This is a genomic window from Streptomyces phaeolivaceus (assembly GCF_009184865.1).
Lineage (GTDB): Bacteria > Actinomycetota > Actinomycetes > Streptomycetales > Streptomycetaceae > Streptomyces > Streptomyces phaeolivaceus.
The window spans coordinates 8,173,349-8,190,989 of record NZ_CP045096.1; the positions used below are offsets into that span (position 1 = coordinate 8,173,349).

The 17,641-nt window shown below is 72.7% G+C and carries 11 protein-coding genes; 5 read left to right on the forward strand and 6 right to left on the reverse strand.

The genetic code is table 11. The features are described from left to right. Nucleotides 1-46 precede the first annotated feature (46 nt). The 4 genes from F9278_RS37495 (at nt 47) to F9278_RS37510 (ending at nt 5,988) form a co-directional block, all read left to right on the forward strand. Nucleotides 47-838 (forward strand): ATP-binding cassette domain-containing protein, encoded by a 792-nt coding sequence (locus F9278_RS37495; protein ID WP_152172262.1) that lies wholly within the window; start codon nt 47-49, stop codon nt 836-838. Then, a complete protein-coding gene (locus tag F9278_RS37500) occupies nt 835-2,169 on the forward strand; it encodes a sugar ABC transporter permease (RefSeq protein ID WP_152172263.1) in 1,335 nt (444 codons plus the stop codon). The genes F9278_RS37495 and F9278_RS37500 overlap by 4 nt, the downstream gene beginning before the upstream one ends. A 226-nt stretch (nt 2,170-2,395) precedes the next feature. Further along, a complete protein-coding gene (gene dxs, locus F9278_RS37505; RefSeq protein ID WP_152172264.1) occupies nt 2,396-4,315 on the forward strand; it encodes a 1-deoxy-D-xylulose-5-phosphate synthase in 1,920 nt (639 codons plus the stop codon). A gap of 146 nt (nt 4,316-4,461) precedes the next feature. Next, nucleotides 4,462-5,988, forward strand: coding sequence for an amino acid permease (locus F9278_RS37510; RefSeq protein ID WP_152172265.1), 1,527 nt, complete (start codon nt 4,462-4,464; stop codon nt 5,986-5,988). Between the two features lie 112 nt (nt 5,989-6,100). Here the strand turns inward: F9278_RS37510 and F9278_RS37515 are convergent, their stop codons facing one another. Next, nucleotides 6,101-6,475: a PIN domain-containing protein gene (locus tag F9278_RS37515; RefSeq protein WP_152172266.1), complete on the reverse strand. Its 375-nt coding sequence runs from the start codon at nt 6,473-6,475 to the stop codon at nt 6,101-6,103. Nucleotides 6,476-6,618: 143 nt separating this feature from the next. Here F9278_RS37515 and F9278_RS37520 point away from each other — a divergent pair, with 143 nt between their 5' ends. Continuing rightward, the gene (locus F9278_RS37520) at nt 6,619-7,740 is read left to right on the forward strand and encodes a hypothetical protein (RefSeq protein WP_152172267.1); all 1,122 of its coding nucleotides are present in this window, start codon (nt 6,619-6,621) and stop codon (nt 7,738-7,740) included. 111 nt (nt 7,741-7,851) lie between these two features. Here the strand turns inward: F9278_RS37520 and F9278_RS37525 are convergent, their stop codons facing one another. The 5 genes from F9278_RS37525 to F9278_RS37545 form a co-directional block, all read right to left on the reverse strand. Further along, a complete protein-coding gene (locus F9278_RS37525) occupies nt 7,852-8,295 on the reverse strand; it encodes an effector-associated constant component EACC1 (protein ID WP_226967367.1) in 444 nt (147 codons plus the stop codon). A gap of 79 nt (nt 8,296-8,374) precedes the next feature. Beyond that, nucleotides 8,375-13,087 (reverse strand): caspase, EACC1-associated type, encoded by a 4,713-nt coding sequence (locus tag F9278_RS37530; RefSeq protein ID WP_152172269.1) that lies wholly within the window; start codon nt 13,085-13,087, stop codon nt 8,375-8,377. Then, on the reverse strand, nt 13,084-15,450 hold the full coding sequence (locus F9278_RS37535) for a DUF3488 and transglutaminase-like domain-containing protein (protein WP_152172270.1): 2,367 nt from the start codon (nt 15,448-15,450) through the stop codon (nt 13,084-13,086). The genes F9278_RS37530 and F9278_RS37535 overlap by 4 nt, the downstream gene beginning before the upstream one ends. Beyond that, nucleotides 15,450-16,631 carry a DUF58 domain-containing protein gene (locus F9278_RS37540; protein WP_152172271.1) on the reverse strand — a complete coding sequence of 394 codons (1,182 nt, stop codon included), beginning with the start codon at nt 16,629-16,631 and terminating at the stop codon, nt 15,450-15,452. Before F9278_RS37540 ends, F9278_RS37535 begins: the two co-directional genes overlap by 1 nt. Continuing rightward, a complete protein-coding gene (locus F9278_RS37545; protein ID WP_152172272.1) occupies nt 16,628-17,614 on the reverse strand; it encodes an AAA family ATPase in 987 nt (328 codons plus the stop codon). Before F9278_RS37545 ends, F9278_RS37540 begins: the two co-directional genes overlap by 4 nt. Between the last annotated feature and the right edge of the window lie 27 nt (nt 17,615-17,641).

Sequence of the window (17,641 nt, forward strand, 5' to 3'; positions counted from 1 at the left end):
GCCTGATTCCAGGCGCGGCATCCCCGCCGGTCAGGCGGCGAAGGAGATGGTTCACGTGTCCGCTACGCCCGTGCTGGCGTTGCGCGGAGTCTCCAAGCGATTCGGTGCGGTGCAGGCACTCACCGACGTCGATCTGGAGGTCCACGCCGGAGAAGTGGTCGCCCTGGTGGGCGACAACGGCGCAGGAAAGTCCACCCTGGTCAAGACGATCGCGGGTGTCCACCCCATCGATGAGGGCGTCATCGAGTGGCAGGGCGACCCGGTCCGGATCAACAAGCCGCACGACGCCCAGGGACTCGGCGTCGCGACGGTCTACCAGGACCTCGCGCTCTGCGACAACCTCGACGTCGTGGGCAACCTCTACCTCGGGCGCGAGCTGCTGCACAGGGGTGTCATCGACGAGGTGTCGATGGAGAAGAACTCCCGCGAGCTGCTGTCCACGCTCTCCATCCGGATCCCCAGCGTCCGTATCCCGATCGCGAGCCTCTCCGGAGGTCAGCGCCAGGTCGTCGCCATCGCCCGCGCCCTCATCGGCGACCCCAAGCTCGTCATCCTCGACGAGCCCACCGCCGCCCTCGGTGTCGAGCAGACCGCGCAGGTCCTCGACCTGGTCGAGCGGCTGCGCGAGCGCGACCTCGCCGTCATCCTCATCAGCCACAACATGGCCGATGTGAAGGCGGTCGCGGACACCGTCGCCGTCCTGCGGCTGGGCCGGAACAACGGTTCCTTCTCCGTGAAGGACACCAGTCACGAAGAGATCATCGCCGCGATCACGGGTGCCACGGACAACGCCGTGACCCGTCGTGCGGGGCGGCGCACCACGGAGGCGGCAAAGTGAGCGACACGTCCAAGACCGTGAAGAGCGATTCCGCGCCGGACACCGGGGCCGAGGGGCAGACCACGGTCGCCCCCGCCGACGACCCCACGGCCGCGCCGGTCACCGTCGTCGACCCGCGTCTGCTGGTCCGCGAAGAGGGTCTCAAGGGCTACGTCACCGAGTTCAAGCGCAAGGTGAAGGGCGGCGAGCTGGGCTCGCTGCCGGTGGCCATCGGGCTGATCGTCATCTGGACGATCTTCCAGCTGCAGAACGACCTCTTCCTGAGCGCCGAGAACCTCTCGGACATCAGCTACTTCCTCTCGGCCACCGGCATGCTCTCCATCGGCCTGGTGTTCGTGCTGCTGCTCGGCGAGATCGACCTGTCCGTGGGTTCGGTCAGCGGTCTGGCCTCCACCCTGTTCGCCGTGCTCGCGGTGAACCAGGGCATGAACTCCTGGTTGGCACTGCTCCTCGCGATCGTCACCGGTCTCGCCATCGGCGCCCTGCACGGCTGGTTCTTCGCCAGGGTCGGCGTACCCGCGTTCGTCGTCACCCTGGCCGGCTTCCTCGGCTGGAACGGCGTGATGCTGTGGATGCTGGGTGACAGCGGCACGATCAACATCCCGTCGGACACGGGTCCGGTCCATCTGCTCGGCAAGAGCTCCTTCTTCATGGACCAGGCCATCATCGGCGCGTACATCCTGGCCGGCCTCGCTGTGGCGCTCTCGCTCGTCGGCAACGTCAACGAGCAGCGCCGTCGTCGGGCCGCGGGTGTGCCGTTCCGGCCGACCAGCGAGATCGGCTTGCGTGTCGGCGCGCTCGCCGTCGTGTCCTTCGTCGCTGCCGCCGTGCTCAACGACGCGGCCGGTGTCTCCAACGCGCTGGTGATCTTCCTGGCGGCACTGGTGATCGTGGACTTCGTGCTGCGTCGTACCACCTACGGCCGTCAGGTGTTCGCGGTCGGCGGCGGCATCGAGGCGGCCCGCCGTGCGGGTATCAATGTGCCGATGGTCCGGATCACCGTGTTCGCCATCTCCGGTGGGTTCGCGGCGATCGGCGGCATGTTCTTCGCCGGTCAGACCGCGAGCGCGACGCTGTCCGCCGGTGGTGGCAACGTCCTGATGCTCGCGATCGCCGCAGCCGTCATCGGTGGCACCAGCCTCTTCGGCGGGCGGGGATCGGTGTGGTCCGCGCTGCTGGGCATGCTGGTCATCCAGTCGATCACGACGGGCCTCAACCTGCTGAACATGAACACCTCGATCCAGTACATGATCACGGGTGCGGTGCTGCTGGGCGCGGTCGTCATCGACTCCGTCAGCCGCCGGAGCCAGAAGGCGGCGGGCCGCGCGTAGCGGTCCGGCCCGGCGCCCTTCGGGGCGCGCAGGTGCCCGGTGCCTTTCAGGCGCCGGGCACTTCTCCTTGTTGTCGGACGTTTCGTACGGGTACGTCTGCGCAGGATGGTTTACGGCCGTTCGTGTGACGTGGGAGTCGACCGCCCGGCGGTCGGCCGTGCACGCGGAAGATTAGACTTCGACGAGCCCGGTAACGCTCGAACAGCACTATCGCAAGGAGGCACGGGTGCCGCTGCTGACCCGCATCAGGGGACCGCGCGATCTGGACCGGCTCAGCCTGGAGGAGTTGGACCAGCTGGCGGAGGAGATCCGGACCTTCCTCGTCGAGGCGGTGTCGAAGACCGGCGGTCACCTCGGCCCGAATCTCGGCGTGGTGGAGCTGACCATCGCCCTGCACCGGGTCTTCGACTCGCCCAAGGACAAGGTGCTCTGGGACACGGGCCACCAGTCCTACGTCCACAAGCTCCTCACCGGGCGTCAGGACTTCTCCAGGCTGAAGATGAAGGGCGGCCTCTCCGGCTACCCCTCGCAGGCCGAGTCCGAGCACGACGTCATCGAGAACAGCCACGCCTCCACGGTGCTCGGCTGGGCCGACGGCCTCGCCAAGGCCAACGAGGTGCTGAAACGCGACGACCACGTGGTCGCGGTCATCGGCGACGGCGCGCTCACCGGCGGTATGGCCTGGGAGGCGCTCAACAACATCGCGGACGCCAAGGACCGACCCCTGGTCATCGTCGTCAACGACAACGAGCGCTCGTACGCGCCGACCATCGGCGGCCTCGCCAACCACCTCGCCACCCTGCGGACCACCGACGGGTACGAGCGGTTCCTCGCCCGCGGCAAGGACCTCCTGGAGCGCACCCCGGTCGTCGGCCGCCCGCTCTACGAGACGCTGCACGGCGCCAAGAAGGGGCTGAAGGACTTCATCGCCCCGCAGGGCATGTTCGAGGACCTCGGCCTCAAGTACGTCGGGCCGATCGACGGACACGACATCGAGGCCCTGGAGTCCGCGCTGTCCCGCGCCAAGCGGTTCGGCGGGCCGGTCATCGTGCACTGCCTCACCGAGAAGGGCCGCGGTTACCAGCCCGCCCTCCAGGACGAGGCGGACCGCTTCCACGCCGTCGGCAAGATCCACCCGGACACCGGTCTGCCGATCGCCTCCTCCGGCGCCGACTGGACCTCCGTCTTCGGCGAGGAGATGGTCAAGCTCGGCAAGGAGCGCGAGGACGTCGTCGCCATCACGGCGGCCATGCTCCAGCCGGTCGGCCTCGACAGGTTCGCCAAGGCCTTCCCCGGCCGGGTGTACGACGTCGGCATCGCCGAGCAGCACGGCGCCGTGTCGGCGGCGGGCCTCGCCACCGGCGGACTGCACCCCGTCTTCGCCGTCTACGCCACCTTCCTCAACCGCGCCTTCGACCAGGTCCTGATGGATGTGGCCCTGCACAAGTGCGGGGTGACGTTCGTCCTGGACCGGGCCGGTGTCACCGGCACCGACGGCGCCTCGCACAACGGCATGTGGGACATGTCGATCCTCCAGGTCGTCCCGGGGCTCCGGCTGGCCGCGCCGCGCGACGCCGACCAGGTCCGCGCCCAGTTGCGCGAGGCCGTCGAGGTCACGGACGCGCCGACCGTGGTCCGCTTCTCCAAGGGCGCCGTCGGCCCCGCCGTACCCGCCCTGCGCCGCGTCGGCGGCATGGACGTACTGCGCGAGCCGGGCACCGACACCCCAGACGTGCTCCTCGTCTCGGTCGGCGCCCTCGCCCCGATGTGCCTGGAGATCGCCGACCTGCTCGACAAGCAGGGCATCACCACCACCGTCGTCGACCCGCGTTGGGTCAAGCCGGTCGACGAGCACATGGCGCCGCTCGCGGACAAGCACCGCGTGGTCGTCACCGTCGAGGACAACTCCCGTGTCGGCGGCGTCGGTTCGGCCGTCGCCCAGGCGCTGCGCGACGCCGGTGTGGACATCCCGCTGCGGGACTTCGGCATCCCGCCGCGCTTCCTGGACCACGCCACCCGCGCCGAGGTGCTGGCCGAGATCGGGCTCACCGCGCCCGACATCGCCCGCCAGGTCACCGGACTGGTCTCCAAGATCGACGGCCGGTACGACGACACCGCCGCGGAGGTGGAGTCCACGCGCGACTGAGCCGTCCGGTTGGGCTGTTCGGGCCGGTCCCACCATCCTTTACGGTGGTGAGACCGGCCCATTCGCGTGAAATCGCTCGCGCCGGGGCATACGGACCACGCCCCCTCTCGATCATGTCGAGGACGACAAGCGTGGGAGGTTCGCCAGTGAGCAGCACACTCTTCAGGACGAAGAAGGTCGAGCAGTCCATCCTCGATACCGAGGAACCAGAGCACGCGCTCAAGAAATCCTTGTCCGCGCTGGATCTGACGGTCTTCGGCGTCGGTGTCATCATCGGCACCGGCATTTTCGTCCTCACCGGCACGGTGGCCAAGAACAACGCCGGTCCCGCCGTGGCCCTCGCCTTCGTCGTGGCCGGCGTCGTCTGCGCGCTCGCCGCTCTCTGCTACGCGGAGTTCGCGTCCACGGTCCCGGTCGCCGGATCCGCGTACACCTTCAGTTACGCCTCCCTCGGGGAGCTGCCCGCCTGGATCATCGGCTGGGACCTGGTGCTGGAGTTCGCGCTGGGGACGGCGGTGGTGGCGGTCGGCTGGTCCGGCTACATCCATTCGCTGCTGGCCAACGCGGGCTGGGAACTGCCCGCGGCGCTCAGTACGAGGGACGGGGCGGACGGCTTCGGCTTCGACATCCTCGCCGCCGCGCTCGTCCTGGTGCTCACCGCCATCCTCGTGGTCGGCACCAAGCTCTCCGCGCGGGTCACCTCGGTGGTCGTCGCCATCAAGGTGACGGTCGTCCTCACCGTGATCATCGCGGGCGCCTTCCTCGTCGAGGGCAAGAACTACGACCCGTTCGTGCCGAAGGCGCAGGCGGTGCCGGCGGGGGACAGCCTGCAGTCCCCGCTGATCCAGCTGATGTTCGGCTGGGCGCCCTCCAACTTCGGTGTGATGGGCATCTTCACCGCCGCCTCCGTCGTCTTCTTCGCGTTCATCGGCTTCGACGTCGTCGCCACGGCCGCCGAGGAGACGAAGAACCCGCAGCGGGACATGCCCCGGGGCATCATCGGCTCCCTCGTCATCTGCACCACGCTGTATGTGGCGGTGTCGATCGTGGTGACCGGGATGCGGCACTACAGCGAGCTGTCGGTGACCGCGCCGCTCGCCGACGCCTTCAAGGCCACCGGGCATCCGTGGTTCGCGGGCTTCATCAGCTTCGGCGCCGCCGTCGGTCTGACGACGGTGTGCATGATCCTGCTGCTCGGCCAGACCCGGGTGTTCTTCGCGATGAGCCGCGACGGACTGCTGCCGCGCTTCTTCTCCCATGTCCACCCGCGGTTCAGGACCCCGCACCGGCCGACCATCCTGCTCGGTGTGGTCATCGCGGTCCTCGCGGGTTTCACCCCGCTGAGCGAGCTGGCCGAGCTGGTGAACATCGGCACGCTGTTCGCCTTCGTGGTCGTCGCGATCGGCGTGATCATCCTGCGCCGGACCCGCCCCGATCTGCACCGGGCGTTCCGCACCCCCTGGGTGCCGTTCATCCCGATCCTCTCGGTGCTCGCCTCGCTGTGGCTGATGCTCAACCTGCCCACCGAGACCTGGCTCCGCTTCGCCGGCTGGATGGCGCTCGGCTTCGTCGTCTACTTCGTCTACGGCCGCTCGCACAGCCGCCTCGGACGCCATGAGGAGACCACCGTGGACGAGGTCGGCGGGAGGCCGCCGGGGAACGGCGCCGCGTAGGCCGGTAGCCCTGTAGTCCCGTGGTGGCTGTGGCCCCGTGGGTTCCGCTTGTGGCGGGTGCCCACGGGGCCACGTCGTCGGTACGGGGGCGGGCCTCGCGGTGGACGCCCGTTCAGGACTCCCCGCGCACCGCCCGGGGACCGGTCACCTCGGCGCCCAACTCGCCCACTCTGCGGCGTAGTTCGCGGTCGGCGGTGACGACGAGGCAGGGGCGGTCGCGGGCCTCCTCGGCGACCAGTTCCACGATGCGGTCGTCACCGCTGCGGGGGGCCGCCTCGACCCGTACGCCGGGGACCGGTTCCACTTCACGGGCGGCGCCCTCGACGACCAGGACGAGTTCGACGGGCTCGTCCCGGCCGGGGACCCCGTCCCGGGCGAGCCGGTCGCGCAGGCGTTCCGCCGCGCCCCGGCGGTCGCGCCACCAGCCGTCGGGGACGGAGCCCACGACATTGGCCGCGTCGACGATCACAAGCAGGGGGTCGTCCATGCGGACAGGGTCGCACGCCCGGCAGCCCCTCCCGGTTGGTGAAACGTTCATCCTATGATGGGGGCCGCTCGGCCTTCCGCGTTCCTGTGCGAGAAGGCGGCCGGGGAGCCGCGCCGAGCGTCATCGAAAGGGCAGGTCACGTCATGCGGACCAGATCCGGGCGCGCCGCTGCCCAGGGGGCGGCGGCCGACACCTCGGCGAACGGCGGGGGCGGACGGCACCGGGCCGAGACCACCCTCGCCGGTACCTGGCTCGTCCTCGGCAAGGACGGCAGGCTCACCGCGTACGCCCGCGCGCGTACGGGGCTGCTGCGCTGGACGCAGAGCCGGCCCGGCGGCGCCGAGTGGACCGGCCCGGACCTCTTCCCCGTGGCCGGACTGACCGACCTCCACCTCGTGCGGGGCGCGGACAGCTATGTGCACTTCCTCGGGCGGCGGGAGACCGCCAAGGGCGACGGTCCGGCCGCCGTGGACATCGTGCACGCCATCCAGTACCAGACCGGGCGGCCGGTCACCGAGTGGCGTTCGCTGGGCAATCCGCACAAGGACCCGGTGAAGGCCGCGCGGTTCGGGATACCGGCCGGGGCCGTGAGCGCCGGCGGCGACGTCCATGTCCTCGTGCGCAACGCGGGCGGCGGCGTCATGCTGCGCCGGGAGCTGGCGGGCGGCAAGTGGAGCCCGTGGACCGACCTCAAGGGCAGCGGGGTGCGGGACCCGGTGGCGGTGGTGGCGTACGCCTCCGGGCGGGTCGAGGTGATGGCCGGGGGCCAGGACCTCATCATGCGCTGGACCCAGGACAAGCCCGACGGCGCGTTCGCGCAGACGCCGACCATTCCGCTGTCGGTGCTGCGCGGCAGCGCGGTGGGGCTGGAGACCGGGCCCGACCGGGCCACGTACTACTGGACCGACCCGGCCACCGGGGGTGTCGTCGCGCACCGGCCCGGTGGGTGGGTGATTCCGCTGGGCGGGGCGCCGGCCGAGGGACCGGTCGCCGTGCTGCGGGCGCCGCTCGACGGCTACGACTGTGTGGTGCTGGCCCATCGGGACATCGAGGGGCAGGTGATGCTGGCGGCGTGCGGAACGGAGAACGAGCAGGCCGGGGTGTGGTGGTCGCCCACGGGCGAGCGGTGCGTGGGGGCGCCGGCGCTGGCCCGGGACGCGTACGGGCGGGTCGTGCTGGGGGTGCTCGGGGCGGACGGGGCGCTGCGGGTCGCTGTGCAGCGGGACGAGGGTGGATTGGCTCTGGCGCCGTCTGTCCTTGTGTGACGGCGCCAGAGCCAATCCACCGGGGTGGGTGCGTCGGCGGGTGCGGGTCGTTCGTGGTTGCTCGCGCGGTTCCCCGCGCCCCTGAAAAGCAGGGGCTGCGCCCCATGCCTTTCAGGACCGCTGCCCCGTCGCCGGCGGCCACCGGCCGTCGTCCCCGCCCGCCCCGAGCGTGCCCCGTACGTCGGCCGACAGGCCGGCTCGGTCCATGGCTTCGCTGAGTGTCTGCCGGAACTCCTCGGTGTCGATTCCCGTCACCTTCGCCTCCACGACGACCTCCGACTCCTGATCACCGTGCGAGCTGCGCACCGAGACCTTCACCGGAACCGCGCGCACCCGGATCCAGGCGCGCAGCACCGAGGCGAAGGCGGTGACCGCGCTTCCGGTCATGATGATCTCCAGGGCTGTGAGGGGGCCGCCCAGGGTGCCGGGCGCCGCCGGCTCCTGACACAGCCGTACGCCGTCGATGTCCGGCTCCTCCCCGAGCCTGCGGTACAGGTCGCGCAGGTCGTCGGCGGTCATCGGGTGCGAGGGGTGCGCCGCGACGGTCAGGATCATCTGGTCCACGTGGTCTCCTGGGTGAGAAAGGGGAGCGGGGCGGAAGGGGTTCGGGTCGGCACCTGCGGCGGTGGGCGGGTCAGGGGTCGGGGCACGCGTCCTGCGGGCGTACTCCGTTCGCGTACCGGGACCAGGCCGCCGTCATGGCGTCGGGCGGTGTCACGGCGCAGAGTCGGGAGACGAGGAACTCGGGGGACGGCCGGGACACGGTGACCGTCGCGTCCTCATGACCGACCACGAGTGTGTCCTGTGGGCCGAAGGCCAGGGCGGAGACCGGGCTCGGGCCTGCGGAATCGGTCAGGGCACGGAGCCGGCCACGGGTGTCCGCGCTCCACAACCGGACGTGCCCGGCGTCGTCACCGGTCGCCAGGAGGGTGCCCCGCTCGTTGAAGGCCATGGCCGTGATGGTGGCGGGGAGAGCGGCCCGCGAGCCGTGCCGCACCGGATCGTTCGTCGCAGCGGTCGTCAGGGTGCTCCCGTGAGCTGTCGCCAGGAGCCGGCCGTCGGAGGACAGGGCGACTCGGGACCAAGGGACGTACACCGTGTACGAGGAGGAGACCCAGTCGGACCCCGCGACCTTCAGGGCACGGGCCCCGGCATCGGTGACGTCGTACAGGGCGGGGGCCGAGGCGCCCTGGACGAGGAGGCGGGTGCCGTCGCCGCCGAGAACGGCCGGCTGCGCGGTGTCGGCCAGGGTCTCCGACCCGAGAGCGGGCAGCCGCCGCGGACCCGAGGCGGCCGACAGGTCCCACAGCCGGGGACGGCCCGTGGCGTCGGACGTCAGCAGTGTGTCGGACGAGGGCGCGTACTGGAGCGCCGTCGTGCGCCCCGGGATCCGGATGGTGCCGGGTCGTGGCGCTCCCGGGCCGAGCCGCCACGACTCGGTGGTCCGCTTCCGCCCGACCAGCAGGCCGCCGATGCCGGGCCGGAACGCGAGCAGGCCGACGGGTCCCGCCGTGGAGCCGGAGATCCGCACCGGCTCGGGTGCCCGGGTGCCGGGGCCCACCTCGCCGTCCAGCGGGAATGCGTGGACCGAGCCGTCCCGCAGGCCGACCGCGACCGTGCCGGCGTCATCGGACAGTGCCACCGCGGAAGGGGCCGCGGCGAGGTGCAGCGTCGTCAGATGCCCGGGGCTCAGCAGCCAGCCCGTGTTCCAGAGCCGAGTCGTCCCGCCGGTCGTCGCCAGCAGTGACGCGTGGCCGTCGAAGACCGCCTTGTGGACCGGCGCGGGGTGGAAAACGTGGGGCGACTCGATGCCGGGCTCCAGGGTCGTGGCGAGCCGTGGTTCGCCGGCCCGGCTCACGTCCCACAGGCGTACGCCGTCCGCGGCGACGGCCAGGGCCCGGCCGTCGGGGGAGAAGTCGACACCGGTCACCTTTTCCGTACCGAGTCGGAACCCCTCGGCGGGGGACGACAGTGCCGCGCCGCCACCGTCGGGACGCACGGTCCACAGGGCCACGCGTCCTCCGGCCCGAGCCTCGGCGAGGCGCCGTCCGTCCGGGCTGAAGGACAGCGGCAGCCCGCGCACATCCGCCCGCCTGCTCCTGGGCAGCGGGCCTCTCAGCGTCCGGCCCTCGTCCGTACGGGCGTGACGCAGCAGGAGGCGGCCGTCGGCACGACGTTCGGCGAGGATGTCGCCGTGCGGGCCAAACACGGCGAAGGCGTCCGGCAGGGTGCCGTCGGCCACCAGCCCGCCGCCGTCGGTCACCCGCCACAGCTCCGTGACGTCGCGGTTTCCCTCCTGGCCCATGGACGAGGGGAGCGTCTGGGCTACCGCCAGCATGCCGCCGTCGGCGCGGAAGGTGAGGTCGGCGGTGTCGAGCGACTCGGCTCCTGCCTCCCTCACCACGGTCGGGCCCGGACGAGGCCGGCCGGGACCGGTCCGCCACACCAGCAGCCGCCCGTCGGAGTCCACGCCGACCAGCAGGGCGGCGTCGGGACTGAAGCGGAGCGCGGTCAGCGCCGAGCCCTGCGGCAGATCGAGCGTCGCGGTCCGCCGGTGTCGGACGGTGTCCCACAGCCACACCCGCCCGTGCGCCTGAACGGCGAGCCGGTTCCCGCGCGGGTCGAACGCCAGGGTCTCGGCGGCCGGCAGCACGGTCGACGAACCCTGTGACTCCTGGGCGGGCAGCGCGGTCGCGGCACTGGCGTACAGGCTCGCGCGGGCCTGCGCGGTCCGCGCGGTGCGGTACGCGGCGACGGCGAGCCTGCCCGCCAGCACCGGGTCGGTTTCGCGCACCTCGTCCGACCGGGCGGCCAAGGACCGGGACAGCGCCGCCCGTTGATGAGCGGTCAGGGAGTGCTTGATCCGCGCCCGGTCCCACGCGCCACCGGCCGTGACGAGCAGCAGCGCCACCACGGCCGCCGCGAGCAGCCGATGCCACCGGCGCAGCCTCCGCAGGGAACGCGCGGACATACGCTCCCGCCGGGCGGAGGCCCGCAGGAAACGCCATCCGAGTGCGCCCAGGTCGTCGGCGGGCCGGGTGTCGGCGGCGGCCCAGGCCTCGTCCAGCATCCGGCCCGTGTACAGCACCGACTCGTCGCCCCCGGCCTCGTGCCAGGCGTGGGCAGCCTGGAGGATCCGCTGTCGGCGGGTGAGCCAGTCGCGGTCCTGTTCCAGCCAGTCGCGCATCGTCGGCCAGGCGGGCAGCAGCGCCTCATGGATGAGCCGCACGGTCTCCCGGCCCGTCGCCGGATCGGTGTCCAGCGCCAGCAGCCGGGCCGCCCGCAGGTGCTCCAGTACGTGCCGGGTACCCGTGGGGTCGCCGAGTTCACGCAGCAGCCGGTCACGGGTCGTCCTGGTCCGGGTCGGAGGTCTGCCTTCCACCGACTGGACCAGCCGGGTCAGCAGCAGCCGCGCGATACGCCGCTCCTTGGGGCCGAGGCCCTGGAAGGCTCTGTCGGCCTGCGTGGCGACGACCGAGGCGATACCGCCGGAGGACCGGTAGGCGGCACGGGTGAGGAGGCCGCCGCTCCGGTTCTCCCAGGTGACCCGCAGCGCTTGCGCGAGATGCGGCAGGACGCTCGCGTCGTACTCGGCCTGCCCGGACGTTCCGCGGACGGACGTTCCGCGGACGGATGTTCCTTCGGCAGGTCTGTTCCGGCCCGGTGCCGGCGCGGCGGGCATGCCGGGCCCGTGGTCGCTGTCGGGGGACACGTCCAGGTCGGCGATGATCAGCTCGACGAGCCCCTCCTCCACCGCCAGCCCTTCCGCGTGCGCGGGCCCCAGCACGGCCTCGCGCACCTCGTCGTGGCTGAGCGGGCCGACCGCGATCTGATTGCCGTTCAGGGCTTCGAGCAGGTGGGGGTGGGAGGCCAGGGCACCCAGGAAGTCGGCTCGGGCAGCCAGCAGGACATGGGCCGACAGCGAGGCCGGTTCGCCGTCGGCCGGGTCCGTGGCGCGCGCCGCCGCGCACAGCGCCTCGACGAACGCCGAGGACTCGCGCGGATCCTCACAGAGGGTGAAGGCCTCCTCGAACTGGTCGACGACGATGACGGGCCCGAGAACCCGGTCCTTCGCCCTCGGCACGCGGCCGTCGGCGGCCCCGGGACGCGGAACCACCGCCCCGGCGGACTGCGGTGCCGGGATCGCGGGCCGGCCCGGTGGTGTGCTCCGCCGCGCGGCCACCTCGCGCACCCAGGTGGTCATGGTCGCCGCGCCGCCCCGGTCCAGTTCGGCGCGCAGCGTCGCGCGCGGTCTGCCCAGGTCGGCGGAGAAGGCCTCCGCGAGCGCGTCCAGGGGGCGGTGGGTGGGAGCCAGCACGATCCGCGGACGGTGCTCACTGCCCGCCACGGTCCGGGCCCGCGCCAGATCCTGGAGGAGCCCGGCGTGGATCAGCGAGGACTTGCCGCAACCCGAGGGACCCAGCAGCATCACCGGCAGCGGCGGACCGAAGGGCGCGGTCAGACAGACCGCGAGGCGGCTGATGATCCGCTCACGGCCGTGGAACCAGTGGGCCGTACCGGCGTCGAAGGGAGAGAGACCGGGGTACGGACACACCCCGCTGTCGCGGACATGCCGCTCCCCGGGCGCCGAGTCGTCGGCCGCGGCCTCGGGATGGACGTTGCGGCCCAGCACCATCAGTTCGGCTCTGCCACGGGACTGGACGGTCGGTGTCGGGCTCAGCTGCCGTGTCAGATGGGCCGCGACGTCCCCGAGCGTCAGATCGGTGGGCAGTCCGGCCGCCCCTCGCTCCAGCAACTCGATCAGCCGACCGCTCATCGCCGTATGGCGCTCGCCGACCGGAGCCAGTGCCTGTTCGTCCGCCGAGGCCGCCGTCAGCAGGTAACTCTGCCGCAGAGGGCCGAAGTTCACGGAGAGGGCGCGGCCCGCGTAGCAGCAGTCCAGTACGACGACGACGCCGCGCGGTCGTGGGGTGGCCGAGCCGACGGTCTTCACCAGATGGGCGAAGTCGAGCGAGGAGTAGTGCATGGCCGTACCGAGCGCGCCCGTGCGCCCGGTGCTCAGCCGGAGCTCGTTGCTCTCACCGACCTCCGAGTGACCGACGTAGTACAGCAGCAGCGAGTCGGGGGCGAGGGCGAGCGCGCTCTCCACGGCGGCGATGACCTCCTCGGGCCCGGCGGGGTCGACGACTCGACGCACCCGCTCCGGGGCGAGACCGCAGCGCTCGGTGAGCACACGGGCCAGGTCGTCGGCGGAGCGTTCGGCGGCCTCGACCGGCGGGAACCGTGTGTCGTCGGCGGTGCGCGCCGTCGCCACCAGTACCGCCGCTCCGGCGGTGCCCAGCAGCGGGGGCCGGGCCGCGGTGCGTTGTCGGGCCGTCTCGGTCATGGCGTTCGCGACCTCCGTGAGGTGTCTGCCTCGTCGGCACCCTGGCTCTCCCGTGCCTTCTCCCGGGACTCCCGCGCCTTCGTCCGTGCGCCGCGCCAGGCCGAGAGCAGCGGCCCCGGCACGACAAGCGGCCACCACGGCGAACCGCCGAGCCCCGAGCGCCGCCGCAGGCCCTTCGCGAGGCGGTCGCCGAGATCCCAGGCGCGGTCGGCCTCCTCCGCGCCGACACACGGGGTCCGGCCGCTGCCTGACGGTCCGGGCTCGCCGTACAGAGCCCGTTGCGCGGCCCGTGCCAAGCCGCTCGCGGCGGCCTCGGACCCGGTGCCCGCGGCCTGGGCCAGCAGTCGGCCCACGTCGGTGACGCTCGCCGACGACGGCACCTCCACCCCGCAGTGGCCCAGCCGACGGACGGCGGAGTCCCAGGCACCGCGGACCCGGTCGGACGGGAGCGCCGCCCTCCGGGCAGCCCGCTCGCGCAGCACGGGCAGGACGGTCAGCCGCAGCGCCCGCGTGAGAAAGAGCAGCCCGAACAGCGTCAGGGACAGCGGTAGCAACCACGTCGACGGATCGGACGCGAGCGCGCGCGGAGTCGCACGTCGTGGGGAGGAGGCGCTCTCGGGTGACGGGGAGGGCGCGTGTGCCGCGCTGGGACGAGTCGGGGACGGTGACGGTGTCGGCCGCTCGGGCGTCGCGGACGGACGGACATCGACCGAGCGCGGCTTGCCCGCCCCGGGGACCGGATCGAACGGCAGCCATCCGACGTTCTCGAAGTACACCTCTCCCCAGACCCGGGCGTCCCGCCCTGTCACCTCGACGGTTCGGTGCTCGCGAGCGCCGCCGCCCGAGGCGCCCGGCGCGAAGCCGACCACGAGACGTGCGGGCAGACCGCTCTGCCGGGCCGCCAGGACGAAGGCGGCACCGAACACCGAGGCCGGACCCTGCCGCTCCGCGAGGAACCGCGCGACACCGCCGTACGTGGTGACACCGGGGGCGTCCGGCACATGGGTGTACCCCTCGCGCAGCCTCGTGGCGATCACGGCGGCACGGGCGTACGGGCCGTCGGAACCGGCATCGGTATCGGCGGCGGACGGTCGTGTCAGTTCCCGCAGGGCACCGGGTGCTCCGGGCGGCAGGGCACCGGCGGCAGGGCCGGCCCGTCCCGCCGTGGCCACACGCAGCCCCGGCCGTTCGACCGGCGGGGGAGTGGTGCGCGGCGCCGAGTCCACGAAGTACGAGGTGCCCCGCCCGGACGGCCGGGTCACGAGCACCGCTCCGTCCCGGGGACTGATCGCCACCGCCGGACCGGAGACGCGTACGGGCTCCGCCGGCACCGGCAGGAAGCCGCCGTCGAGACCGGAGAGCACGACCCGGTGCCGTACCGTCCGCTGGGTCCGCGCACGCGACTCGGCGCCCGCCGGTACGAGACCGCCGGTCGGTGCGAACGTGCCTTCCGGAGCCCAGCGCTGTCCGTCGAACACCGTGAGCGCGCACAGCCGCCAGCGTTCCGTGGCGGGGCCGCGCGCCGAGAAGAGCGGTGTGCCGGGCGACCGCCGCCAGTGGGCGAGCTGCGCCAGCGGATCGACCGACGTGGACGTGTGCACGGGCGCCGTCACATGCCGCCGTACGTCGTAGCCCTCGCTCTGCGCGGGCCAGGGCACCGACCAGGTGACGGCCGTGGCCGCCGTCGCCACCGAGGTCGTCCAGACGCCTGCCGTCAGGGCCCGGCGGGACATCGGTCGCCGCGTCGCCGGAGCGATGGCGTCGCCGGGGGCGCGGTCCGCGTGCGGCAGGGCCAGCAGCGCGCCCGCCGCCGCGGTGACGACGACCGCCTGCGGCAGAGCGGAGCCCTCGCCGGGCACGCACCACGCCACACCGATGATCAGCAGTGACACGGAGGGCAGACAGGCGATGCCGCCGGCCCGCAGCCGCAGCGCCGCCTCCGTTCCCAGCAGGGCGGCGAACCAGGTCATGAGGAAGGGAAAACACAGGAGCCGGGGGGTGGCGGGCGCGGGCAGGCCGTGTCCGAGCAGACGGATCCAGCCCCGGGGCGCCGCCTCCGCGGCGGCACCCACGGCGGACCAGGGGGACCATCCGGTCCCGCCGCCGTCCCCGAAGAGCGTCAGGGCGCAGACGAGGAGACCCAGCACCGCGGAGCCGGGCACGGTGCACTCCACGGGCGGCAGTCTGCGGCGCACCGCACACAGCGCCAGGCACAGGGGCGGTACGAACGCCGCGACGGCGAGGGGGAGCAGCAGCGGCCCGTACCCGAAGGCGCGGTGGAACACCAGTCCCGCGCCCCAGGCGGCCATGCCCGCCACCAGGGGCACGACGAGCCTGTCCGGTGCCGATCGCTGTCCTGTCATCAGGTCCCTCCCGTCGCGGACGGCCTCATCGCCGCGGACCACAGGGCAAGGGCGTGAACGGCGTCGGTGGCTGTCCGCACCACGGTGCCTCGGGAGACGTGCGCGGGACCGGGCCCCGGTGGGCCAAGGCGCAGCAGGACCGTGCGTGACCGCGCTCCCCGGAGCGGTGGGGGGAGGACCGGCGCCCCGGACCGGCGGGACCCGGTGACGACGGTGACCGGGCCCCCTACGGCACCGCGACGCGGGGCCGTCCGCCCCGTCGCGCCGGTTCTGCCCGGACGGGTGTCCGCCTCCGTCACGGCCTCGACGCGGGACAGCTCGGAGAGGATCCGGACGCCGGTGCCGAACTCGGCCTCGTAGGACGGCGCGTCGCCCGCGACGGTCCAGAGCCGGGCCGTCGCACCCTGGCGCACCACGGCCACCAGCAGGGACGCCGTCACGTCGACGGCCTCCTCGAACAGCATGCCGTCCGCGTACGACGAGGCATCCAGGTCCAGCACCAGCGTGAGTCGGGTCAGGACGGGCTCGGCGGACCGGCGGACCATCAGCTGCCCGCTGCGGGCGCTGCTGAGCCAGTGGATGTGCCGGGGGTCGTCGCCGTGGTCGTAGGCGCGCAGAGTGAAGAAGTCGGCGTCGAGCGAGGCCCCGGCCCGCTGCCCGTCGCCGGAGTCGACCGGGCCGCGGGCGAGGTTCCGAACCGCCACGGGAGTCACGGCGGGGTGCACCTCCACGGTCCTGGCGGCGGCCAGTTCCGTGTCGCGGCGGAACAGGCCCAGCGGATCCTCCTGGCGCAGCACGAGGGGGCCGATGCGCAGCGGTCCTCGTCGGGTCGTGGGCAGGGCGAGTTCCAGGGGCCGCTCCGCCTGTACGGGCAGCGGCAGGGAAGCGGGTGCCTCGTGCGGGCACTCGTGCTCCAGCCGGAGGTGCGCGAACCTCGGCAGGTGCGCGCCGGGTCGGGGTCTGATCTCCACCCGCGCCTCCGCGCCCCGGGGCACGCTCGCCGACGTCGTGTGCAGCGTGGCGCGCGCCCCGGTCGTGGGACGGGTCACCACGAGGGCGGCGGCGAGTCCCAGCGCTCCGGCCGAGGCGGGCACGGCCAGAGCGGGGGAGGCGAGCACCGAGGACAGGACGCCCAGCGCGACGCTCATGGCCACCAGGAACAGACCCCGGCGAGTGATCAACGCGGCACCTTCAGCCTGCCGAGCAGTTCGGCCACCAAGTCCTCCGCGTCGGACCGTGTGAAGTCCGCCTCGGACGTGAGCGGCAGCCGGTGCGCGAGTACCGGACCTGCCAGTTCGCGGACGTCCTCCGGGGCCACGAAGTGGCGACCGTCGGCCGCCGCCCAGACCCGGGCGGCCCGGAGCAGCGCGAGAGCCGCACGCGGACTGGCACCCAGCCTGATCCTCGGATCGGGCGCCCGGGTGGCGGTCACCAGCGCCACGATGTACCGGTGCACCGGATCACTGACCACGATCCTGCGGGCGGCCTCGGTGAGCCTCCTGACCTCGTCGACGTTCAGCACCGGACTGGGTTCCGTCCGGGCCATGCCGCCGCCCTCCGCCTTGAGCAGGCCGAACTCGGCCTCCTCGCTCGGGTAGCCCAGCCGGACACGCATCAGGAACCGGTCGAGCTGGGCTTCCGGGAGGGCGTAGGTGCCGTCGAAGTCCACCGGGTTCTGTGTCGCCACCACCATGAAGGGCCGGGGCACCGGGTGGGAGTCGCCCCCGACGGTCACCTGCCCCTCCTCCATGACTTCGAGAAGGGCCGACTGCGTCTTGGGCGAGGCCCGGTTGACCTCGTCGCACAGCACGATGTTGGCGAAGACCGGGCCGGGCAGGAAGCGGAAGTCCCCCTGGCGTGCCGCCTCCAGGCCGGGCGGGAAGGACACCCCGGTGATGTCCGAGGGGAGGAGGTCGGGGGTGAACTGGATACGGCGGAACTCGCCGCCGATCGACGCGGCGACGGCTCGCCCCAGAGATGTCTTGCCCACGCCCGGCACATCCTCAAGAAGCAGATGCCCCCCGGCGAACAGGGTGGTGAGGGCCAGTCGGACGGCGTGCGTCTTTCCGGTGATCACCTGCTCGACGTTCTTGAGGAGGCTGTGGAAGCCCTCGGCGACACGGCCCCCGTCGTCGAAGGCCGTGTACGGCGGGAACTGGGACATGGTCGGGAGCCTTCCGCTCAGCGGGAT